Annotated in this window: 22 protein-coding genes and 1 pseudogene; 10 read left to right on the top strand and 13 right to left on the bottom strand. The window is 68.6% G+C overall.

Annotated features, from left to right (window positions below):
• Positions 1-24: 24 nt before the first annotated feature.
• Together SK854_RS33475 and SK854_RS33470 are read left to right on the top strand one after the other, a co-directional pair.
• Positions 25-534, top strand: coding sequence for a hypothetical protein (locus tag SK854_RS33475; protein ID WP_319979124.1), 510 nt, complete (start codon positions 25-27; stop codon positions 532-534).
• A complete protein-coding gene (locus SK854_RS33470) occupies positions 531-2045 on the top strand; it encodes an ATP-binding protein (protein ID WP_319979123.1) in 1515 nt (504 codons plus the stop codon). The genes SK854_RS33475 and SK854_RS33470 overlap by 4 nt, the downstream gene beginning before the upstream one ends.
• On the opposite strand, the gene SK854_RS33465 is transcribed toward SK854_RS33470, so the two are convergent.
• Positions 2026-2727 (bottom strand): hypothetical protein, encoded by a 702-nt coding sequence (locus SK854_RS33465; protein WP_319979122.1) that lies wholly within the window; start codon positions 2725-2727, stop codon positions 2026-2028. The two genes, SK854_RS33470 and SK854_RS33465, sit on opposite strands and share 20 nt — an antisense overlap.
• Positions 2728-2871: 144 nt before the next feature.
• Here SK854_RS33465 and SK854_RS33460 point away from each other — a divergent pair, with 144 nt between their 5' ends.
• The 6 genes and pseudogenes from SK854_RS33460 (at position 2872) to SK854_RS48305 (ending at position 9679) form a co-directional block, all read left to right on the top strand.
• On the top strand, positions 2872-4380 hold the full coding sequence (locus SK854_RS33460; protein WP_319979121.1) for an NCS1 family nucleobase:cation symporter-1: 1509 nt from the start codon (positions 2872-2874) through the stop codon (positions 4378-4380).
• Positions 4377-5219 (top strand): nitrilase-related carbon-nitrogen hydrolase, encoded by an 843-nt coding sequence (locus tag SK854_RS33455; protein ID WP_319979120.1) that lies wholly within the window; start codon positions 4377-4379, stop codon positions 5217-5219. The genes SK854_RS33460 and SK854_RS33455 overlap by 4 nt, the downstream gene beginning before the upstream one ends.
• Entirely contained in the window at positions 5216-6601 is a 1386-nt protein-coding gene (gene hydA, locus SK854_RS33450; protein WP_319979119.1) for a dihydropyrimidinase, read from the top strand. The genes SK854_RS33455 and hydA overlap by 4 nt, the downstream gene beginning before the upstream one ends.
• Positions 6602-6616: 15 nt before the next feature.
• Positions 6617-7609, top strand: coding sequence for a TIGR03842 family LLM class F420-dependent oxidoreductase (locus SK854_RS33445; RefSeq protein WP_319979118.1), 993 nt, complete (start codon positions 6617-6619; stop codon positions 7607-7609).
• Positions 7610-7625: 16 nt separating this feature from the next.
• Positions 7626-8699, top strand: a pseudogene (locus SK854_RS48310) (NB-ARC domain-containing protein); the annotation flags it as partial.
• A 158-nt stretch (positions 8700-8857) separates the two neighbouring features.
• Positions 8858-9679, top strand: a complete 822-nt coding sequence (locus SK854_RS48305; protein ID WP_406601868.1) for a tetratricopeptide repeat protein — start codon at positions 8858-8860, stop codon at positions 9677-9679.
• Here SK854_RS48305 and SK854_RS33435 read toward each other — a convergent pair.
• The 9 genes from SK854_RS33435 to SK854_RS33395 form a co-directional block, all read right to left on the bottom strand.
• Entirely contained in the window at positions 9676-10623 is a 948-nt protein-coding gene (locus tag SK854_RS33435) for an NUDIX hydrolase (RefSeq protein WP_319979116.1), read from the bottom strand. The two genes, SK854_RS48305 and SK854_RS33435, sit on opposite strands and share 4 nt — an antisense overlap.
• Entirely contained in the window at positions 10620-11732 is a 1113-nt protein-coding gene (locus SK854_RS33430) for a glycosyltransferase family 4 protein (RefSeq protein WP_319979115.1), read from the bottom strand. The genes SK854_RS33435 and SK854_RS33430 overlap by 4 nt, the downstream gene beginning before the upstream one ends.
• Positions 11729-12631, bottom strand: a complete 903-nt coding sequence (locus tag SK854_RS33425; RefSeq protein ID WP_319979114.1) for a phosphatidylinositol mannoside acyltransferase — start codon at positions 12629-12631, stop codon at positions 11729-11731. The genes SK854_RS33430 and SK854_RS33425 overlap by 4 nt, the downstream gene beginning before the upstream one ends.
• Complete coding sequence (pgsA, locus tag SK854_RS33420) at positions 12628-13230, bottom strand: phosphatidylinositol phosphate synthase (protein WP_319979113.1); 603 nt, start codon at positions 13228-13230, stop codon at positions 12628-12630. Before pgsA ends, SK854_RS33425 begins: the two co-directional genes overlap by 4 nt.
• Before the next feature lie 264 nt (positions 13231-13494).
• The gene (locus tag SK854_RS33415) at positions 13495-14334 is read right to left on the bottom strand and encodes a helix-turn-helix domain-containing protein (RefSeq protein ID WP_319979112.1); all 840 of its coding nucleotides are present in this window, start codon (positions 14332-14334) and stop codon (positions 13495-13497) included.
• A gap of 277 nt (positions 14335-14611) precedes the next feature.
• Complete coding sequence (locus SK854_RS33410) at positions 14612-14791, bottom strand: hypothetical protein (RefSeq protein WP_319979111.1); 180 nt, start codon at positions 14789-14791, stop codon at positions 14612-14614.
• Positions 14792-14847: 56 nt separating this feature from the next.
• Positions 14848-15396 (bottom strand): HIT family protein, encoded by a 549-nt coding sequence (locus SK854_RS33405; protein WP_319979110.1) that lies wholly within the window; start codon positions 15394-15396, stop codon positions 14848-14850.
• The gene (gene thrS / locus SK854_RS33400; protein ID WP_319979260.1) at positions 15393-17399 is read right to left on the bottom strand and encodes a threonine--tRNA ligase; all 2007 of its coding nucleotides are present in this window, start codon (positions 17397-17399) and stop codon (positions 15393-15395) included. Before thrS ends, SK854_RS33405 begins: the two co-directional genes overlap by 4 nt.
• A 75-nt stretch (positions 17400-17474) precedes the next feature.
• Positions 17475-17963: a GNAT family N-acetyltransferase gene (locus tag SK854_RS33395; protein ID WP_319979109.1), complete on the bottom strand. Its 489-nt coding sequence runs from the start codon at positions 17961-17963 to the stop codon at positions 17475-17477.
• Between the two features lie 140 nt (positions 17964-18103).
• On the opposite strand from SK854_RS33395, the gene SK854_RS33390 reads away from it, so the two are divergent.
• Together SK854_RS33390 and SK854_RS33385 are read left to right on the top strand one after the other, a co-directional pair.
• Positions 18104-18418: a hypothetical protein gene (locus tag SK854_RS33390; RefSeq protein WP_319979108.1), complete on the top strand. Its 315-nt coding sequence runs from the start codon at positions 18104-18106 to the stop codon at positions 18416-18418.
• The gene (locus SK854_RS33385; protein ID WP_319979107.1) at positions 18415-18993 is read left to right on the top strand and encodes a hypothetical protein; all 579 of its coding nucleotides are present in this window, start codon (positions 18415-18417) and stop codon (positions 18991-18993) included. Before SK854_RS33390 ends, SK854_RS33385 begins: the two co-directional genes overlap by 4 nt.
• 135 nt (positions 18994-19128) lie before the next feature.
• On the opposite strand, the gene SK854_RS33380 is transcribed toward SK854_RS33385, so the two are convergent.
• The 3 genes from SK854_RS33380 to SK854_RS33370 all read right to left on the bottom strand — a co-directional run bounded on the left by SK854_RS33380 (position 19129) and on the right by SK854_RS33370 (position 22426).
• A complete protein-coding gene (locus tag SK854_RS33380; RefSeq protein ID WP_319979106.1) occupies positions 19129-20772 on the bottom strand; it encodes an AMP-binding protein in 1644 nt (547 codons plus the stop codon).
• 185 nt (positions 20773-20957) lie between these two features.
• Complete coding sequence (locus SK854_RS33375) at positions 20958-21656, bottom strand: FadR/GntR family transcriptional regulator (protein ID WP_402912995.1); 699 nt, start codon at positions 21654-21656, stop codon at positions 20958-20960.
• A 2-nt stretch (positions 21657-21658) separates the two neighbouring features.
• Complete coding sequence (locus SK854_RS33370) at positions 21659-22426, bottom strand: 3-oxoacyl-ACP reductase (RefSeq protein WP_319979105.1); 768 nt, start codon at positions 22424-22426, stop codon at positions 21659-21661.
• Positions 22427-22429 lie beyond the last annotated feature (3 nt).

Raw genomic sequence — 22429 nt, 5'->3', positions numbered from 1 at the left:
GACTTCTGCCGCTTAGCGTGAATCATGCTCGTTCGTCGGCTGATCGCCCGTCTGCTCGACTGGCTCCTGGTGCTGGTCGTGGTGTGGCCGTTGGTCCACGAGCCCGTGCTGGTGGTGCTCTGCGCGGCGCTGTACGACGCTCTGCTGCTCCGCCTGAACACCCTCGGCAAAGTCCTCACGGGGCTGCGGGTCGTGGGCCCCGCGTCCGGCCTGAACCTGCGACGTGCACTGACGCGCACGCTCATCACGACCGCGCTGCCCGGCGCGGGCGCGGTGCTCGTGCTGACCGGTCTGGGCTGGCGGGAGCCGGCGCTGATGGCGGGCCTCGGCTGGCAGCAGCCGTGGGTCGTCATCGGCGAGCACGTCGCTGTGAGGTCGCCGGGCTGGCTCGCGTCGTTGCTGCTGGTCGGCGGGTTCGTGCTGCTCGTGCTGTCCGCCGTGGAGGCGCTTGATCTCCGTGGCACGCGGACCTGGCACGACCGCAAAGCGGGCACGGCCGTGGTGCGCCTCAAAGTGGCACAATCCCAGCGGTGACCAACGAGGTCGGGCAGAACCACGGGAACGTGGTGCAGGCGAACACCGTGGGTACCGTGAACGTCTCGTCTCCTGAGCCACCGCTCCCAGCACTCGACGGTCTGCGGCACGCCAGCAGGTCCTTCGTCGGCCGCGAGCGGGAACTCGCCGAGCTGGACGTGGCCGGCCTGACCGTGGTGTCGGGCCTCGCGGGTGTCGGCAAGACCGAACTCGTGCTGCGCTACGCCGAGAAGTTCCCCGGTGGCAAGCTCTTCGTCGACCTCCAGGACTACGACGACGAACGCCGGGTGGCGCCGGCGCAGGCGTTGGAGGAGTTCCTGACCTCGCTGGGGGTGCGGGAGATCCCTCGGACGGAGGTGGCGCGGGCCGCGTTGTTCCGCACGCTCGTCGCCGACCGCGACCCCATGCTGATCGTGATCGACAACGCCAGGTCCGCGCATCACGTGCGGCCGTTGCTGCCCAACCGCCACCGCACGATCGTGACCAGCAGGCACCGGCTCGTCGGCCTGGACGACGCCCACCACCTCGAACTGGGCCTGCTGTCCGAGCAGGAGGCGACCGCGCTCGTGGGGGACGCCGAGCTCGCCGAACTGTGCGGACGGCTGCCGCTCGCACTCAGGATCATGGCCGCTCTCAGACACACCGACCCCGGCCACGACTGGGTCGCGGAACTGCGCGAGGTCGAACTCGACCTGCTCGACGACGGCGACGAACGGTCCGTGCGCGCCGCTTTCGCGTTGTCCTACCGCGCGCTCACCGAGGAGCAGCGCCGGGTGTTCCGGCTGTCCGCGCTGCACCCGTCCCACGAGGTGACGACGGAGGGCGCCGCGCAACTGGCCGGGTGCGCGGAAGCCAAGGCGCGCAAGGTGTTGCGGGAGCTGAGGACCGCACACCTGCTCGAACCCGGCGACCGCTTCCACGACCTGGTGCGCCAGTTCGCGGCCGACTGCGTGAGCCAAGACGAGGAGAAGGCCACGCGCGAGCGGGCGGTGACGCGGTTCTTCACGCACTTCGCCGAACGGGCGACGCGGATGAACGAGGCCCTGCGCACGCCCAAGCGGGCCGAGGCGCTGCACTGGTTCGACCGGCACCGGCCGACGCTCGTCGCCTCCGTGCTGTCCGCGATGCTGCTGCGTCACCTCCCCCGCGGCGGCGCGATCGCCGAGGCGCTGCACGACTACCTCTTCCAGCGCGGCCACCTGGACGACCTGCTGCTGACCGACCAGCTGGCCGTGGACGCGGCGCTCAACCTCGGCCAGTCCGGGTCCGCCGCGATCCTGAAGGTGCGGCTCGGACACTCCTGCCTGCTGGCCGGGGACGACGAACGGGCGTTGCGGAACCTCTACGACGCCTGGGCGGTCGTGCGGTTCAGCAACGACGTGCCGTTGATGTACTACGCGCTGGGGGGCCTCGTGCCCGCGTTCATCCGCAACGGCAGGCATGAGGACGCACGGAAAGCCGCGCTCGAATTGGACGTGCTCGCGCGCATGCTCACAGCCGATCCCCGATGAACCGCAACGCCTCCGGCAGCACCCGGCGCCAGTAGCCCACGTCGTGCTCGCCGTGTTCGAACGATCCCTGCGCACCGACCGCCTCGGCGAGCTCCAGCGCGGGATCGTGGAACGGATCTTCCCGCCCGCACCACACGCCGACCGGTGACTTGATCCTCTCCCTGTGCCGCAACGGTTCGTGCGCCTCCCACACCTCGCGCGACGCGAACCCGTCGATCCGCTGGGCGTCCTCCCACGACGGGAAGAGGGCCGGACTGACGGCCGCCACGGCCTTCAGCGGCTGCCGGGACGCGATGTCGAGCACCCCGAACCCGCCCATCGACACGCCCAGCGCGGCGTCGAACGGCACCGGCGGCGTGAGGTTCACCCAGTAGTCCTCGCCGCCGTTGACCACCGCGCACCGGAACGCGCACCCGTTGAGGAACTTCGGCAGTCCCAGGTCCTGCCACCACCCGACGCTGCCGCCGCGGCCGTGCAGCACGAGCACCACCGGGCCGGTCGCTCCCATCCACGCGCCCCACGGCGTGGGCTGAACGGGTACAGGGGCTACGTCGGGGACCACGCCGGCGGGGCCTGTCCAGCCGAGCAGACGGCGGCCGCGCGGGGTCAGCGCTCCGCACGTCCCGGCCGCTCCGACCAGGCCAGCACCACCGAGAAGGACAGCTCGCCGCGACATCCCCATGCGCTCCAGTGGAACACAATGTGCGCCGATCATGACAAGCGTGGACACTCTGACACTGCCACACCTGCGGCGCCGGACCCAGGATTCCGGGATGGAATCCGCCAGGATTGAGGTTGTTTCAGCAGCGTAACAGGGGGTTGAACGATGGCAGTCGAGTCCTCACCGCCCCAGGTCACACCTGACGGCCGCGTCGAACTGAGCGACACAGGTCCCATCAAGGACAGCAGGTTCTTCAACCCCGAACTCGCACCCGTGCCCGTCGAGCAGCGGACATGGACGACGTACAACTTCTTCGCGCTGTGGATGGGCATGGCGCACAACATCCCCAGCTACACGCTCGCGGCGTCGTTGATCGCGATCGGCATGGACTGGGTGCAGGCGTTCCTCACGATCACCCTGGGCAACCTGATCGTGCTCGTTCCCATGCTGCTCAACAGCCACGCCGGCACGAAGTACGGCATCCCGTTCCCCGTGTTCGCCCGCGCCTTCTACGGCATCCGCGGCGCGAACCTGGTGGCGTTGCTGCGCGCGTTCATCGCCTGCGCCTGGTTCGGCATCCAGACCTGGGTCGGCGGCAAGGCGCTGCACGTGATCATCGGGCGGCTGACCGGTGACGGGTGGACCAAGGCCTCGTCGATCGGCGGCCAGCCGTGGACGTTGTGGCTGTGCTTCTTCGGATTCTGGGTCGTGCAGATGCTGGTGATCTGGCGCGGCATGGACGCGATCCGGCGGTTCGAGAACTGGACGGCGCCGCTGGTCAGCGTCGGATTCCTGATCCTGCTGGGCTACGTGCTGGTGAAGGCGGGCGGCTTCGGGCCGATCCTCGACGCGCCCAGCAAGCTCGGCTGGGGACCGGACTTCTGGAAGCTCTTCTTCCCCGCGTTGATGGGCATGATCGCGTTCTGGTCGACGCTGTCGCTGAACATGCCGGACTTCACGCGGTTCGGTGGCAGCCAGAAGAAACAGGCGATCGGGCAGATCCTCGGCCTGCCGACCACGATGTCGTTCATCGCGATCGTCGCCATCCTGACGACGTCCGGCGCGCAGGCGTTGTACGGCGAGGCGATCTGGGACCCGGCGGATCTCGCGTCCCGCTTCGACAACACGTTCCTGGTGGTCATCGCGCTGATCTCGCTGGTGCTGGCCACGATCTCGGCGAACCTCGCGGCGAACGTCGTCAGTCCGTCCTACGACTTCTCGAACGCCTTCCCTCGGAAGATCACGTTCGCCGTGGGCGGCCTGATCACCGGTGTCATCGGCATCGTGATCCAGCCGTGGCGGCTGATCTCCGACCCGAGCATCTACATCTTCGCGTGGCTCGGGTTCTACGGCGGCCTGCTGGCGTCGGTGGCGGGCGTGTTCGTCGCCGGGTACTGGGTGATCAAGAAGACGCACCTGGAACTCACCGACCTCTACCTCGACGGCAGGGGTGCGTACTGGTTCAACGGCGGCTGGAACTGGCGGGCCGTGCTGGCGACGCTCGTGGGCTCCGTGCTCGCGGTCGGCGGCGCCCACGGCGGGCCGTTCCCGGTGGACGGGCTGATCCCGTTCCTCAAGCCGCTCTACGACTACAACTGGGTCGTCGGCTTCGCGGCCGGCTTCCTGGTCTTCCTCGCTCTGAAGGACAACACGGCAAAGGAGACGACCAGGTGAGCAACATCATCCGGGCGGCGCTCGTCCAGCAGAAGTGGACGGGCGACAAGGAGTCGATGATCGCGAACGCGGTCGAGCACATCCGCGCTGCCGCATCCCAAGGCGCGCAGGTGTTGTGTCTCCAGGAGCTCTTCTACGGCCCGTACTTCTGCCAGGTGCAGGACGCGGACTTCTACTCCTACACCGAGTCCATTCCGGACGGACCGACGACCCAGCTGATGCAGGAAGTCGCCGCGCAGAACAACATCGTGCTGATCGTGCCGATGTACGAGGTCGAGCAGCCGGGCGTCTACTACAACACCGCGGCCGTGATCGACGCGGACGGCACGTACCTCGGCAAGTACCGCAAGAACCACATCCCGCAGGTGAAGGGCTTCTGGGAGAAGTTCTACTTCAAGCCGGGCAACCTCGGGTACCCGGTGTTCGACACCGCGGTCGGCCGGATCGGCGTCTACATCTGCTACGAACGCCACTTCCCCGAGGGCTGGCGCGCACTGGGGCTCGCGGGCGCCAAGATCGTGTTCAACCCGTCGGCGACCTCGCGTTCGCTGAGCGAGTACCTGTGGAAGCTGGAGCAGCCCGCCGCGGCCGTCGCGAACGAGTACTTCGTCGGCGCCATCAACCGCGTGGGCGTGGAACCGTTGGGTGACAACGAGTTCTACGGCCAGACGTACTTCGTGTCACCGCGCGGCCAGCTCATCGGCGAGGCGGCGTCCGACACCGAGGAAGAGCTCGTCGTGCGCGACCTCGACCTGGACCTGCTGACCGAGGTCCGCGACACGTGGGCGTTCTACCGCGACCGCCGCCCCGACACCTACGAGGGCCTGGTGAACCCGTGAGCACTCTCATCCGCAACGGCCTGGTCATCAACGCGACCGGTTCGCACGCCGCCGACGTGCTGATCAGCGGCGAGCACATCGCCGCCCTGGTCACGCCGGGGTTCGAGGTGCAGGCCGACGAGGTGATCGACGCGGCCGGGAAGTACGTCATCCCCGGTGGCATCGACGCGCACACGCACATGGAGATGCCGTTCGGCGGCACCCAGTCGGCGGACACCTTCGAGACCGGCACGACCGCGGCGGCGTGGGGCGGCACCACGACGATCGTCGACTTCGCCGTGCAACCCAAGGGTTCGTCGCTGCTGTCCACTCTGGACAAGTGGCACAGCAAGGCGGACGGCAACTGCGCCGTCGACTACGGCTTCCACATGATCATCTCCGACGTGAACGACGAGTCGCTCAAGGAGATGGACTCGTGCATCGCGGCCGGCGTGAACAGCTTCAAGATGTTCATGGCCTACCCCGGCGTCTTCTACGCCACGGATGGCGAGATCCTGCGCGCCATGCAGAAGGCGCGCGAGACCGGTGCCACGATCATGATGCACGCCGAGAACGGCATCGCGATCGACCAGCTCGTCGCGCAGGCGCTGGCCTCAGGGTTGGGCGACCCGGTTCAGCACGGCCTGACCCGGCCGCCGGAGCTGGAGGGCGAGGCCACGTCGCGCGCGATCCAGCTCGCGAAGGTGACCGGTTCGCCGCTGTACATCGTGCACTTGTCGGCGTCGCAAGCGCTTGACGCCGTGACGGCTGCTCGTGACACGGGTCAGAACGTGTTCGCCGAGACGTGCCCGCAGTACCTGTACCTGTCGCTGGAGGACCTGGCGCGGCCGGGCTTCGAAGGCGCGAAGTTCGTGGCCTCTCCTCCGTTGCGGCCCAAGGAACACCAGTCGTCGTTGTGGCGCGGCCTGCGGACCAACGACCTCTCGGTGGTGAGCACCGACCACTGCCCGTTCTGCTTCAAGGACCAGAAGCAACTCGGTGTCGGCGACTTCTCCAAGATCCCCAACGGCATGCCCGGCGTCGAGCACCGCGTCGACCTGCTGCACCAGGGCGTCGTGAGGGGCGAGATCACCCGCGAACGCTGGGTCGAGATCGTCTCGACGACTCCCGCCCGCATGTTCGGCATGTACCCGCGCAAGGGCGTGATCGCACCGGGAGCCGACGCGGACGTCGTGATCTACGACCCTTCCTCGACCCAGACGATCTCCGCCGAAACGCACCACATGGCCGTGGACTACTCGGCCTACGAGGGCTTCGAGGTCACCGGTCGAGTGGAGACGGTGTTCTCCCGCGGCCGCAAGGTGATCGCGGACGGCGCGTACCACGGCTCGACGGGCCACGGCCGTTTCGTGTCCCGCGACCTCAACCAGTACCTCGTCTGAGAAAGGCGGTCACCCGTGGACTTCGGTGTAGTGCTGCAGACCGACCCGCCGGCGCGGGACGTGGTGGAAGGCCTCCGCGCGGCCGAGGACTGCGGCTTCCGCTACGGCTGGACGTTCGACTCCTGCGTGCTGTGGCAGGAACCGTTCGTCATCTACTCGCAGGTCCTGTCGGCCACCCGCGATCTGATCATCGGCCCGATGGTCACCAATCCGTCCACTCGGGACTGGTCGGTGACGGCGTCGCTGTTCGCGACGCTGAACGACATGTTCGGCAACCGCACGGTCTGCGGCATCGGCCGAGGCGACTCGGCCCGCCGCGTGATCGGCCAGAAGCCCGCGTCCCTGGCCACGCTGGGCGACGCGATGCACGTGATCAAGGAGCTGGCGGAGGGTCGAGAGGTCGAGCACCACGGCACAGCGGTGCAGATCCCGTGGGTGCGCAACGGAAAGCTCGAAATGTGGATGGCCGCCTACGGCCCGCGCGCGCTGAAGATGGTCGGCGAGCAGGCCGACGGCTTCATCCTGCAGACCGCCGACCCGGACATCGCCCGCTGGACCATCGGCTCGGTGCGCGAAGCAGCGGCGGCCGCCGGACGTGACCCGTCGGCCATCACGATGTGCGTGGCGGCACCGGCCTACGTGGGCACGGACCTGCCGCACCAGCGCGACCAGCTCCGCTGGTTCGGCGGCATGGTCGGCAACCACGTCGCGGACCTCGTCGCGCGGTACGGGGACTCGGGCGTGGTGCCCAAGGCCCTGACCGACTACATCAAGGACCGCGAGGGTTACGACTACGCCCACCACGGCAAGGCGGGCAACCGTTCCACCGACTTCGTGCCGGACACGATCGTGGACCGCTTCTGCCTCGTCGGCCCGGAATCCGCGCACATCGAGCGGCTGCAGGAACTGAAGGAGATCGGCGTCGACAACTTCGCGCTCTACCTGATGCACGACGAGCAGGACAAGACGCGCGACGCCTACGGTTCGGCGATCATCTCCGCCGTATAGCGGCATACTGAATCGCGTGTCTGATGATCTGCCCAAGGGGTCCGTGCACAACTCCGTGACCGGAGACGTGTACGGACCTCTTGTACAGGCCGGATATGTCACCGGCGACATCAACCTGCACACCCACACAACTCGCCGCCCTCCCGCGGAACTGCCTCTGCGAATCGGTGTGGTGCCCCAGCGAGCAGCGTCCTTCCAACGCCGAGAGCTGTCCTGGAACTCCATCACCGTGCTTTCCGGAATGGGCGGTGTGGGCAAGACGCAACTCGCCGCCGACCACGCCGCGACGGAATGGGCGGCGGGCAACGTCAGTCTGCTGGTGTGGGTCACCACGGGTTCCAGGAACGCGATCGTGTCCACCTACGCCGAGGCCGCGGCGGAACTCACCGGACGCGACGACCCCGACCAGGAACGGGGTGCGCGCAAGTTCCTGGAATGGCTGGCGGCTGCTGACGAACCTTGGCTCGTCGTGCTCGACGACCTCCAGGATCCCGACGACCTCGCGGACCTCTGGCCACCGGACAACGGCCGGACGCTCGTCACGACACGGCGACGGGACGCGGTTCTGCGCGGACACGAGCGGCAGGTCCTCGACGTCGAGACGTTCAGCGAGAGCGAGGCTCTGAGCTACCTGCGGTCGGTGCTCGCCGATCAACCGGCGTTGCTCGACGGCGCCGCCGAACTGGTCGGCGAACTGGGCTGCCTGCCGCTGGCACTGGCCCAGGCCGGCGCGTACGTGCTGGACAGGCACGTGTCCTGCGCGGAGTACCTGATCCGTTTGGCGAAGGTGCGGTTCAAGAGCGTCGCCGCCACCTGGTCGTTGTCGATCAGGCAAGCCGACAGCCTGCATCCCAGGCGGGTCGCGGGGCACCTGCTCGACATCGTCAGCGTGCTCGACCCCAACGGCATCCCGCTCGACGCGTTGCTGGGACCCTCGACGCGGAACTACGTCGTCGGGCGTACGGGGGCCAAGCTCGACGCCGACGGGTTGCGGGACGTGTTCACGAACCTGCACCGGCTCAGCCTGATCACTCTCGACACCGGCTCGCCGTCACGCGAGGTCCGCGTGCACGCGCTGGTGCAGCGGGCCAACCGCGACGGATGGTCCACGCGCAAGGAACGCCGGGTCGTCTGGGCCGCCGCCGACGCGTTGAGCGACGTGTGGGAACGCACCCGTCGCAACGACGAGACGGCACAGGCTCTGCGCGCCAACGAAGAGGTGCTCACCGCGGTCGGTGGTGAGCACCTGTGGGGAACGGCATCGGAGTACCACCAGCTGCCGATCTCCGCGGGAGCCAGTCTCGGCGCGAGCGGCCGGAAGGCCGAAGCCAGAGACCACTTCACCCGGCTCTACGACGCAGCCGCGCGACACCGTGGCCCGCACGACCTCTTCGCTCTGCTCGCGCGGAGCAGCACGGCCTACTGGCGCGCCAGGTCCGGCGACGTGGATGGTGCCCTGGCCGAGTACGAGCAGATCCTCGCCGAGGAACCCCGAGTGCCCTGGCGCGACCGTGCCGTCCTGCGCGACCTCAGGTGGAGCGACCGGCAGGAACAGGCGAACCTGCGTGCCGCCGCCGGCGACCTGGCCGGCGCGATCTCGCGCTCGAGCAGCTCCTCGCCGACCGGATCCGGCAACGCGGGCCGGACGACCGCGAGGCGCTGTCCGCCCGACGGGATCTCGCGAGACTGCACGCGACGGCCGCGACCGGCGATCCTGCCGCGGAGTTCGAGCAGCTCCTGCCCGACCTGCTCAGGGTGCTGGGCCCCGATCACTCCGAAACGCTGGCAGCTCGGCACAACCTGGCCAGATGGCGAGCCGACTCCGGCGACCTGGCCCGTGCCATCGCCGAACACGAACAATTCGTCCCGGACGTCCTGCGGGTGTTCGGCCCTGGTCACCCGAGGACGCTGGCCCTCCGCGTCAGCCTCGTCAACTGCCATTCACTGGCGGGAGACGAAGAGAGCGCGAAGGCGGCAGCCACAGAAATCCTCGCCGACCACTACCGGATGCTCGGTCCCGACCACCCGGAGACGCGGAAATGGCGGCGCGAGCTCGGCGTCGACGGCTAGCGGACCGTGCGGGTCTCGCCGTCCCACTCCGCGCCGAGCGTCGGCATGAGCTCGGCCAGCTGCACCGGGTAGACGGTGTCCTCGGCGGCTTCCAGCTCCTGCGCGCTCCACCACCGGTACCCGGTGATGGAGGTTTCCTCGACGTCGTTGAAACCCGAGGTGTCGACGTCGAGGCCGTCGACGGAGGCGTAGAAGAACCACTCCTCCGCGTCGAACGTCTCGCCGTCGAACGAGAAAACCGTGCGCCGACGCCAGACCGGACCCACCAGCGACTCCGGCGCGAGCTTGAGGCCCGTTTCCTCGAAGGCCTCGCGGACGGCCGCGGAGCGCAGGTCCTCGCCGTTCTCCACGCCGCCGCCGACCGTGAACCAGAAGGACTCCTGGGGGCGTGCGGGGTCGAAGCCCTGGAAGAGCAGCACCCGGCCGGCCGGGTCGGTGAGGACCACGCGGGCGGACGGGCGGGGTTTGAGCATCGCGGCGTCGGACGGACTCACGGGTTCGGCGATCTCGAAGTACGACGGTTGCGGGGCGGTGCCTGCCAGGCGGAGCCAGCGGACCACTCGGCGGCGGCGCAGCAACAGGGTGTCGCGGACGGCGTCGTTGTGGACGCGGCGGGCCAGCATCACTCGTTCTTCGGCGTCGGCGAGTTCGAAGGCCAGTGCCGGGGCCAGGGTCGAGCGGTCCAGGGCGCCCAGGAGGCCGGAGAGTTCGTTCTCGGCCTGTTCGCGGTCGGCGCGCGACGCGGACTCGGCGCGGGAGGCCGCGGCGGAGAGTTCCGGTATCAGCAGCGTGCGCACCAGGACGGCGCGGCGGCCCAGAGCGGCGTCCACGGCTGCCCAGGCGGCGTCGGTGCGGACGTGCAGGCGGTCCAGGCGGTTCGCGATCTTCAGGATCCAGGCGGCGAGCAGCAGAGCGACGAAAACTACGACAAGGGCTGTGGTCATGCCTCGCTCACCCTGCGGGGGTCGGCGGCGATGGCGGTCTCGTATACGCGCAGCACCTGTGACGCGACCACGGACCAGTCGAAGGCCTGCACGCGCGCCGACGCCAGGTCGACGTACTCGGCGCGCAACGCGGAATCTCGCAGCACCGAACGCAACGCGTCGGCCAGCGCGTGCGCGTCTCCGACCGGGAACAGCGCGCCCGCCTTGCCGTCGTCCAGCACGCGGCGGAACGCGTCCAGGTCCGAAGCCACCACCGCGGTGCCGGCGGACATGGCCTCGGTGAGGATGATGCCGAACGACTCGCCGCCGGTGTTCGGGGCGACGTAGGCGTCCACGGACCGCAGCATCCTGGCCTTGTCCTCGTCGCTGACCTGGCCCAGCAGGTCGACGCGGTCGGCGAAGCGGCCCTCGAACGGGTCCTCGCCGCGGCCCACGACGAGCAGGCGCAGGTCAGGGAACTCGTCGGCGATCAGGCCGAACGCCTCCCAGAGGATCGGCATGCCCTTGCGCGGTTCGTCGTAGCGGCCGACGAAGCCGATCGTGCCGCCCGCGCGCGGGTAGCCGTCCAAAGTGGACGCCGAAGCGAAGAAGTCGACGTCGACGCCGTTCGGGATCTCCACCGCGTCGCCGCCGAGGTGCTCGACCTGCACGCGCCTGGCCAGTGCGGAGACGGCGATGCGGGCGGTGACCTTCTCCAGGAACGGCTGCAGCACGGGCTGGAACGCCGACAGCATCTTGGAGCGCGGCGTCGAGGTGTGGAAGGTGGCGACGATCGGGCCGTCGGCGACCACCAAGGCCAAGAACGACAAGGAAGGCGCGGTGGGCTCGTGCAGGTGCAGGACGTCGAACGAGTGCTCGTCGATCCAGCGGCGAACCCGCGCGTACGAGACAGGACCGAACGACAGCCGCGCCACGGACCCGTTGTACGGGATGGCGACCGCGCGGCCCGCGGACGTGACGAACGAGGGCAGTTCCTGCTCGTCGTCGGCGGGCGCGAAGACGTTCACGTCGTGCCCGAGGCCGATCAGGGCGCGGGCGAGATCGACGACGTGGGCCTGCACTCCTCCTGGCACGTCGAGGGAATACGGGCAGACGATCCCCACCTTCACCGCGCGAGCCTCCTGGCCAGTGCGGCGCGGCGCTTCTCCGGCAGGTCGGCGAGCCAGAGCTTCTGCAGCATGTGCCAGTCGGCCGGGTGCGCGGCGATGTCGGCGGCGAACACGTCCGCGACGGCCTGCGTGGCGGCCTGGACGGTGCTGACCTTGATCGGCGGGTGGATGCGGAAGTGCCAGCCGTCCGCGGTGAACCAGCAGCCGACCGGCAGCAGCGCGGCGCCCGTCGTCGCGGCCAGGTGCGCCGGGCCCGCGGGCATCAGGGTCTGCTCGCCGAAGAACGTCACGGGCACGCCGGACGACGTCAGGTCGCGGTCGCTGAGCAGGCAGACGACCTTGTTGGCGCGCAGGCGTTCGGCGAGGACCGTCGCGGGTGGACGGTCGCCGCCGTTGAGCGGCAGCACCTCGAACCCGAGGGTCTCGCGGAACTCCACGAACTTGCGGTACAGCGACTCGGGCTTGAGCCGTTCGGCCACCGTCGTGAACGTGCCGGAGTGGCCGACGAGCCAGACGCCCGCCATGTCCCAGTTGCCGCTGTGCGGCAGGGCGACGACGGCACCGGTACCGGCCTGGAGCGCGGCGTCGAGGTTCTCCACGCCGGACACCTGCGAGTCGCACTTCTCGTAGGCGGCGCGCAGGTCCATCGACGGCAGCCGGAACGCCTCGCACCAGTACCGCGCGTACGACCGCAGCGAGTCCTGCACGAGTTCGTCGAGCTCTTCCTCACCGGCGCGCGGCACGACCCGGCGCAGGTTCGTGCGCAGCTGGTCGACGCTCTCGCCACCGCGTTTGGCCGCGTAGTCGGCACCGGCCTGGAACAGCCCGCGCGCCCACGACTCCGGCAGCAGGCGGATCAGCCGCCACCCGGCGCTGTACCCGAGGGTCGCGAGGTTCACGCGGCCTCCCGCGCCGACTTCGCGACGGCGAAGATCCGCTGCAGCACCGTCACGACCGTCATGGCCGCGAGCAGCCACAGCGAGATGGCCATCAGGTACGGCACTCCCAGCCCCTGCACCCCGGCGCCGATGAGCGCGACGATGAACCGCTCGGCCCGTTCGGCCAGGCCGCCGTCAGCGCTCAGCCCGGACGCGTCGGCGCGCGCCTTGACGTACGAGATGACCTGCGAGGCGACCAGGCAGATGAACCCGGCCGCGGCCGTCCACCGGTCGCCGGTGTCGAACGCGTACCAGGTGAGCGCCGCGAACAGCGCCCCGTCCGCGATGCGGTCGCAGGTGGCGTCGAGCACGGCGCCGAACCTCGTGGGCCCCTGTGCGCGGGCCATGGCGCCGTCGATCAGGTCGAGCAACACGAAGAAGGTCACCAGCGCGCAGCCCAGGAACAGCTGCCCGCGGGGAATGAACCACAGCGCGCTCGCCACGGCACCGATCGTGCCGACCACGGTCACGGCGTTGGGCGTGAGGCCACGCGCCAGCAGCCACGCCCCGATCGGATCGGTGACGCGCGAGACGGACGCGCGAGCGAAGATGTTCAGCATGGCAGGTCGCAGCCTAGCTGGGCTGCCGAAACAGGTGTTCCGCGGGTAAGCGCGGAACGCGGGACACCCTGCGGCGGGAACGCGCCGAGCGGCTTGCAGGTGGGAGCGGACAGAAGCGCCTCCGGCGGACCGGGACGTCCGGGGATCGCGGGCGCACAGGCCCGAGGGCGGGCGAGGGCGGGCCGTGCGAGCGCCGTCCCACACCGGCGACAGCACTCACGTGCAGCCCGTCCAAACCCCCTCGCTGAAACCCCCTGATCCCGGCTAACCCAGCCGGCGGTGGTCCTCCGCGATGCGCTTCAGCAGCGCCTGCAACTCCTCCCCTCGCACCGCCAGCCGCTCCAGCCGGCCGAACAGCGCGAGGTACTCGCGCACGTCCAGCGGGTCGGTGATGGTGGCGTTGCCGGTCAGCACGCTGACCGTGACGACGCGCTCGTCGTAGATGTGGAAACCGTGCAGCGCGACGACGTTCGCGTCCGCCGACCACGGGACCACGCCGAGACGGACGTTCGGGCGGCGCTGGATCGCGGCCAGGTGCTCGACCTGTTCCGCCATCAACTCGGCCGGGCCCATCCGCCAGCGCAGCGCGCTTTCGGAGAGCACGAACACGAACTGCTTCGCCAGGTCGTCCATCCGGGCACGCCGGGTCCGCAGGGCAGCCACCGCGGCCTCCTGCTCCGAATGCGGCATCGTCCCCAGCACGGTCCGCAGGTAGGGCTCGGACTGCAACAACGCGGGTACCAGGTTGACCTGGAAGAACCTCGAAGTCGCCGCCCGCGCCTCCACGCGGCTGATCGTCTGCTGGTGGCGGTGCGCTCCTCGGTGCAGCACGACGCGGCGGGTTTCCGCCTCCGCGTGCAGCGACCTGGCGAGTTCGACCAGTTCGATGCGCGTCTCTCTCGCGGCGGCCAGTTCCGCCACGAGACGCTCCACGTCCGTGACGGACGGAAGCAGCATGCCGTTCTCGATCTTCGACAGCTTTGACTGGCTCATCCCGGTGGCACGGGCGGTGGCCGTGCCGGTCATCTTCGCCTCGGTGCGCAACCGGCGTAGTTCACGCGAAAGCCGCTCTCTCGCTAATCGCGAACGCTCAGGTGCGGTCATGTTCGCACCGTAACCATTCGCACACGGTGAGACGATCGGCCATAGGCGGGGACTTGACTCGCAGTTGACACCTCCAGGTGGGTGATCTCACCTACCTGGAATCGCTTTGTGCTGGTGTTACGTCTCGATCGACTGGAGAAATGTACCCGAAAGATGTAACCGAAAGTCATTCCGCTCGACGTGGAAACAGCCTTGATTGTCGAGTGCGGACAAGCTGAGTGGTTTTTGTCACTCTTTTGTCCAACAATTGGTACGGCTTTCAATCACAACACCGCCGCTAAACGTCGCGTTTAGCCCGCAATACCGCCCGAACACCCAGCGCGATGGCGCCGAAAATGAGCACAAAGCCGATGAGCCCCAGACCGGGGGCGTCGTCGTGGTCGGCGTACATGATCGCTCCGACTCCGAGCGCGACGAGGAGCACACAGCCCACCAAGGGCAGCAACAGTCTAGGCATAGATCGACTATCACTCGTGATCTATCGAAAGTCAACCGATAGGTGCCGCGAAACGATCAGTCGATGGCCTTCCAGCCGTCCGCCAGCAGCTGCCGGGTCTCCCCCAGCAGCTGCGGCAGCACCTTGGTGTGCCCGATGACCGGCATGAAGTTCGCGTCCCCGCCCCACCTCGGCACCACGTGCTGGTGCAGGTGGGCGGCGATCCCGGCGCCGGCGACGACGCCCTGGTTCATGCCGATGTTGAACCCGTGCGGCGCCGCCACGTGCCGTGCGACCTTCATGGCCCTCTGCGTGAACACGGCGAGCTCCGCGGTCTCGGAGACGGTGAGCTCGGTGTAGTCCGCCACGTGCCGGTACGGCAGCACCATCAGGTGGCCCGGGTTGTACGGGTACAGGTTCAGCAACGCGAAGACCTCGGCCCCGCGCGCGATGATCAGTCCCGCCTCGTCGTCCAGGGACACGACCCGGCAGAACGGGCAGCCCTCCGGCTCGTCGCCGTGGGCCTTTCCCGCGCCCTGGACGTACGACAGGCGGTGCGGGGTCCACAGACGCTGCAACGCGTCGTGGACCCCCACACCGTCCTGCTCGGAGAACTCAGGCGTCACGAGAGCAGTTCCGCCGTGGGCGAGGCGTTCTCGCGGCGGCCGACCCAGTCGACGATCTGTTCGACGGCCCGCTCCACCGGCACGCCGTTGATCTGCGTGCCGTCGCGGAACCGGAACGACACCGCGTTCGCCTCCACGTCCTTGGCACCGGCCAGGAGCATGAACGGCACCTTCTGCATGGTGTGGTTGCGGATCTTCTTCTGCATGCGGTCGTCGGACGCGTCGACGTCGACCCGGATGCCGGCCTTGCGCAGCACGTCGCGCACCGCGAACAGGTGGTCGGCGTTCTCGGACGTCACCGGGATGCCCATGACCTGCACCGGCGCGAGCCACGCCGGGAACGCGCCCGCGTAGTGCTCGGTCAGCACGCCGAAGAAGCGTTCCACCGAGCCGAACAGCGCGCGGTGGATCATGACCGGGCGCTGGCGGGAGCCGTCCGGTCCGGTGTACTCCAGCTCGAACTTCTCGGGCAGCATGAAGTCGAGCTGGATGGTCGACATCTGCCAGGTGCGGCCGAGCGCGTCCCGCGCCTGCACGGAGATCTTCGGGCCGTAGAACGCGGCGCCACCGGGGTCGGGCACGAGCTCGAGACCGGACTCCTCGGCGACCGAGGCGAGCGTCGCGGTCGCCTCCTCCCAGATGTCGTCCGGGCCGACGAACTTCTCCGGGTTCTTGGTGGAGAGCTCCAGGTAGAAGTCGTCGAGACCGTAGTCGCGCAGCAGGTCCAGCACGAAGTTCAGCAGCGACTTCAGCTCGTCGCGGACCTGGTCGCGCGAGCAGAAGATGTGCGCGTCGTCCTGCGTCATGCCGCGCACCCTGGTCAGGCCGTGCACCACACCGGACTTCTCGTAGCGGTAGACCGAACCGAACTCGAACATGCGCAGCGGCAGCTCGCGGTAGGACCGGCCACGCGCCTTGAAGATCAGGTCGTGGAACGGGCAGTTCATCGGCTTGAGGTAGTAGTCCTGGCCGGGCTTGCGGACCGTGCCGTCCTCGTTGAACTCGGCGTCGAGGTGCATCGCCGGGTACATGCCGTCCTTGTACCAGTCCAGGTGGCCGGAGACCTCGAACAGCTTGCCCTTGGTGATGTGCGGCGAGTAGACGAACTCGTAGCCCGCCTCGGTGTGCCGCTGCCGGGAGTAGTCCTCCATGGCCTTGCGGATGATGCCGCCCTTGGGGTGGAACACCACCAGGCCGGAGCCGATCTCGTCCGGGAACGAGAACAGGTCGAGCTCGACACCGAGCTTGCGGTGGTCGCGGCGCTCGGCCTCGGCCAGGCGCTCCAGGTACAGGTCCTGAGCCTCCTGCGACTCCCACGCGGTGCCGTAGATGCGCTGCAGCTGCGGGTTGTTCTCGTTGCCGCGCCAGTACGCCGCCGCCACGCGGGTCAGCTTGAACGCCGGGATGTGCTTGGTGGTCGGCACGTGCGGACCGCGGCACAGGTCGCCCCAGACCTGCTCACCGGAGCGCGGGTCGAGGTTGTCGTAGATCGTCAGCTCGCCGCCGCCGACCTCCATGATCTCGCTGGTGTCGACGTCGCTCTTGATGTCGACGAGCTCCAGCTTGAACGGCTCGGACGCCAGCTCGGCCTTCGCGGAGTCGATCGACTCGACCACACGGCGCGAGAACCGCTGCGAGGACTTGATGATCTGCTTCATGCGCTTCTCGAGCGCCTGCAGGTCCTCTGGCGTGAAGGGCTTCTCGACCTGGAAGTCGTAGTAGAAGCCGTCCTTCACGGGCGGGCCGATGCCGAGCTTGGCGTCGGGGAACTGCTGCTGCACGGCCTGAGCCAGCACGTGCGCGGCGGAGTGGCGCAGGACGCTGCGGCCGTCCTCGGTGTCGGCCGCGACGGCCTCGACCTCGACGTCGACCTGCGGGGTCCACGACAGGTCGCGCAGGTGGCCCTCGGCGTCCTTCACGACGACGATCGCGTCGGAACCCTTGCCCGGCAGACCGGCTTCGCGCACGGCCGTGCCCGCCGTCGTCCCAGCCGGAACCACCACGCGCGGCGGATTCTGGGCGACTGCTGGGCGCGACTCGGACACGGTGACTCCTAGATCGAAGATGTGGATTGCAGATCAGATGTTATCGGTGCTCAAGATGGACATGACGATCGCGTCGTGGAAGACGCCCTCCCAGAGCAGGGCGTCCCTCAGCCGGCCCTCCTCGCGGAAGCCGAGCTTCTTGTAGACGTGGATGGCCCGGTCGTTGAAGTCGTACACCTCCAGGTCCACCCGGTGGAGGTCGCGCTCGTTGAACGCGTGGTCGAGCACGTGCCTGATCGCGATCGATCCGTAGCCCTTGCCGAAACCGCTCCACAACGCGATCCGCATGCCCGCCGACCTGTTGTGCGGATTGATGGTGAGCACGACCTCGCCGAGGAACTTCCCGTCCTCCGTCATCGCACGGGTGTAGCGGTTCGGATCGTTCAGGGTCCGCTCGATGTAAGCCTGGTAATCCTCCAGCGTGAACGTCCCGTGAGTACCGGTGAGCCGATTGACCTCGTCGTTCGCCCCGCAGGCGGCCATCTCGGCCGCGAACTCCTCGCGCAGTGGTACGAGTTCCATGCTCCGATTGAAGCCGGTGGGCGCAAGTGGATTCCGCCCGCGACAGCTACGTACACGCTTCTGAGTGGTTTTTCGGATGCGTCCAAGCGGCCTGAGCGAGCACGCTGTTGTCTCCCGGCCCGCCGAATGGAGCATCGATCATGTCCGACCTGGTCGTCGAATGCCCGGTCCGCCTCACCGAGTCCAACCGGGACGAACTGCGCCTGCTCTACGCCGACCTGCGCGACCACTACGCACGGCGAGACGCCCGCGACGGCACGCGCACGACGTTGCACTTCCTGTGGACGGGCGTCCTGGACGACGAGCTCTTCGGCGCGACCTACGCTGACCAGCGACACGTTTTCGCTGGTTCCAGGCCTGTCATGAACTCGCTGAGGCAACCTGAAGGACTTCAGGAAACGAACAGGTGGCTGTCAGCCCCAGCTCAGCAGGACGGCGCATCGTTGAGGACATGAGCGAGCAGGGACAGACGCCTCCGAGAGAACCGTCGGGCAACGAACCGCAGGCCGCCCAGCCTGCACCGGACCAGGCGACGACCCCGCTGCCGGCCGACGCGGCCCGGCCTGGCCAGCACCCGACCACCGAACTGCCGGCCACCCCGGCGGCGCAGCAGCAGGCAGCGGACCAGCAGGCGACGACAGCGGCGGAAGCACCGCAGCAGACGGCGACGGCCGCGCAGGCCCCTGCCCCTCCGACTGCGGCACAGGCCCCGGCGGGCCCACCGCCCCCTCCGACCGTGACTCCGACCCCTGCGGCCGCGGTACCGGCACCCCGTGGCCGGGCGAGGCGTTTCGCGGGCCACCGCGCCACCCAGCTGGTCGCCGTGGGCCTGCTGGGTCTCGTCCTCGGCGGCGGCATCGTGGGAGCCGTCGCGGCCAACCGCTTCGACGACCGCGGCGGCCCCGGCCACGTGCGGATGTACGAGCGCGGCGAGCGCGGACCCGACCGCGGCCCTGCTCGCGGTGGCAACCGCGGGGACCAGCGCGGTCCCTTCGGCGAGGGCCGTCCTGGCGACCGCTTCGAGCGGTGATCCGACCGAGCGCGTGACTCACGACCCGATCCCCGACGACGTGAGTCACGCGCTCCCCAAAACCCGGAACGCACGCCCCGCCGGAATTAGTCCCCCTCGTTCTGCGGCGGCGTGCGTTCCGCCCATGCCACGCCACTAGTGCGGCTGCGGTCCCAGCCGGATCGCCAGCAGCTGACGCCGCAGGACTTTCCCGGTCGCGTTGCGCGGCAGCTGTGGCACGACCACGACCTCGCGCGGAACCTTGTGCCGTGCCAGCCGGGTGCGCACGAACTCGCGCAGCTCCCGCACGTCGATCCGTGCGCCCGCGACGGGCACGACGAACGCGCGCAATCGTTGCCCGTACTCGGGATCCGGTACGCCGAGCACGGCCGCGTCGCGCACGCGGTAGTGCGTCATGAGCAGGTTCTCGACCTCGACCGGGTACACGTTCTCGCCGCCGGACACGATCATGTCGTCCTCGCGGCCGTCGAAGTACAGCCGGCCGCTGGGGTCGAAGTGGCCCAGGTCTCCGGTCGCGACGAGTCCGTCGATGGACTCCTTCTGCGTGCCGTCGGTGTAGAGGTCGACGGTCAGCGAGCCGCGCACGTAGATCTTGCCCGTCACGAACGACCGCGTGATGCGGTTGCCCTCGGCGTCGTAGATGCGCACGACGCAGTTGTGCGGTGGCAGGCCGACGCTGGACGGCGCGGCCGCGAGGTCTTCCGGCGTGGCTACGGTGGCGACGGCTACTTCCGTTGAGCCGTAGAGGTTGTAGAGCACCGGGCCGAGCAGGGCCTGGGTGCGTTCGACGAGGTCCGGCGAGATCGGCGCGCCGGAGGAGAACACGACGGCCAGGTGCGACAGGTCGAACGAGTCGATCACGTGGCGTTCGAGTTCCATGATCCGTTGCAGCATCGTCGGCACCAGGACGAGCGTCGTGCAGCGCTGGCCCTGCACCGACCACAGCGTCTTGCGCGGGTCGAAGCGGCGGTGCAGCACCGCGCGCGAGCCCAGCGACATCGCGAGCGTCAGGTGCGAGTAGCCGACGGAGTGGAAGATCGGCGCGGCGATGAACGTCGACTCGCCGGAGCGCATCGGGATGCGGTCGAGGAAGTCGGACGCGGTCAGCACCGACTTGATCTCGCGGGCGGTGCCCTTGGGGGTGCCGGTGGTGCCGGACGTCAGCTGGATCACGACGCCCGGTTCGCGTGGCGGTTCGAGCTCTCCGCGCGGCGCCTTGGCGACCAGCTGGTCCAGCGTCGGCGTGCGCCGGTCCAGTCCGTCGCGCGACCACGCGAGCCAGCGCGGGATCGACGGCGGCAGCTGGTGGAACAGCGGCGTGAACTCCTCGTCGTGAATGACGAGCGACGCGCGTTCACGTTGCAGGAGATCCATGACGACCGGTGCGCCGAACCCCGTGTTCACCAGCAGCACTCGCACACCGAGTTTCGCGCACGCCAGCAGCGACTCGACCGTGCCGCGGTGGTTGCGGCACATCAACGCGACGACGTGCGTGTGCTGCACCCCCAGCGCGCGCAATCCCTGTGCGATCGCGTTGGAACGCCGGTCGAGTTGTCTGTACGTCACCGAACCACGTTCGTCGACGATGGCGACGCCGTCGGGATTCAGCCGGACGGAACGGCGCAGCGCCGCCACGTTCGGCCCCCAGATCTTGACCTCCCGCAAAGCAAGCATGGACATCTTGACGTTCGTGAGACTCACCATGCCCGCTTCGGACAAGACACGGAGTGAGTGCACCTTGCCCATGGCGTCGCGAAACACCTTGCGCAACCCTGGCATCAACAGCTCCTTGCGCTGCAAGTCCCCGAGGTTTCGGACGGTAACCGTCCGAAAGCCCTACGCCAAGTGTTGTTCGATGCGGAATGTGCATGACAACGGGACATTTGGACTTGTAAACGTTTTCATGTCGTCTGGCTCGTGTTCAGGACCTTTCCACACTGCTGCGTTCGCGCGAGTCTGACCGGTCAGACCAAGAAACCGCGCAACAACGACGCCGTTCCGTCGAGGTGTTCGGCCATGGCCTGGCGGGCCGTGGCGGGGTCTCCGTCCAAAATGGAGGCGATGATGCGCTCGTGCTGGGCGTTGGAGTGCGCGAGGTTCGGTTCGAGCAGCGGGATGTGGTCCAGCAGCTCGTTGGCGCGCATCCGCGACTCGGCGACGGCGGCGGTGAGTGCCGCGGACCCGGTGGCCTCGGCGATCGCGAGGTGCAGCCGCGAGTCCTTGCGCCGATATTCCACGAGCGATGAGGTGGAAGCCTCTTCCAGCCGGGCCCGCAGCCCTCTTCGTTCGGCGGGCCCCAGCGACCGTCCGGCCGCCGTCTCCGCGGCGCCCGTCTCCAGCACCTTCCGCAACGTCAGCACGTCGTGGAGGTCGCCGAACTCCTTGCCGGGAGCGGACTTCGGCAGCACCTCGTTGACGAACGTGCCGCCGTAGCGGCCCCTTCGGGACTCGACGTAATGGTTCTCCTGCAACGACCTGATGGCCTCGCGCACGGTCACCCGGCTCACGCCGAGCCGGGTGGCCAGTTCCCGTTCGGACGGCAGCCGCTCACCCGGCGCGACGACGCCGAGCCGGATGGACTGCATGAGCCGTTCGACGGTCTCCTCGAAGGCGTTGCCCGCCCGCACCGGGCGGAACAACGCCTCCTGCGCGTGCTCCATCATCGCTAGAGCGGTGTCACGTACGCGCCGGCGATGCCGCCGTCCACGAGGAAGTTCGACGCCGTCATGAACGACGAGTCGTCGGACGCCAGAAACGCGACCGCCGCGGCGATTTCCTCAGGTTCGGCGAACCGACCGAGCGGTACGTGAATCAGGCGCCGTGCGGCCCGCTCCGGGTCCTTCGCGAACAGTTCCCGCAACAGCGGCGTGTTGACCGGGCCGGGCGACAGGGCGTTGACGCGGATGCCCTCGCGGGCGAACTGCACACCGAGCTCACGCGACATCGCGAGCACGCCGCCCTTCGACGCCGTGTAGGAGATCTGCGACGTCGCCGCACCCATCGTCGCGACGAACGACGCGGTGTTGATGATGGAGCCCTTGCCGTTGGCCTGCATGTGCGGAAGCGCGTACTTGCAACACAAATAAACCGACGTGAGATTCACCTTCTGGACGCGCTCCCACGCCTCGATGCCCGTAGTGAGGATCGAGTCGTCGTCGGGCGGCGAGATGCCGGCGTTGTTGAACGCGATGTCCAGCTTGCCGTAAGTGTCCACAGTGGTCTGGAAAAGCGCTTTGACCTGTTCCTCGTCGGTCACGTCGACCTGGACGAACAGCCCGCTCACCTCGTCCGCGGCGGCTTTGCCGGACGCGGGGTCGAGGTCGGCGACGACGACCTTCGCGCCCTCGCTCGCGAACCTGCGCACGGTCGCGAGTCCGATCCCGCTGCCGCCACCCGTCACGACGGCCACGCGGCCCTCGAGTCGCTGCACCATCTC

Source organism: Lentzea sokolovensis (assembly GCF_033949975.1).
Lineage (GTDB): Bacteria > Actinomycetota > Actinomycetes > Mycobacteriales > Pseudonocardiaceae > Lentzea > Lentzea sokolovensis.
The sequence above is the reverse complement of the archived record's forward strand: the minus strand, read 5'-3'. Positions and strand labels throughout refer to the sequence as shown.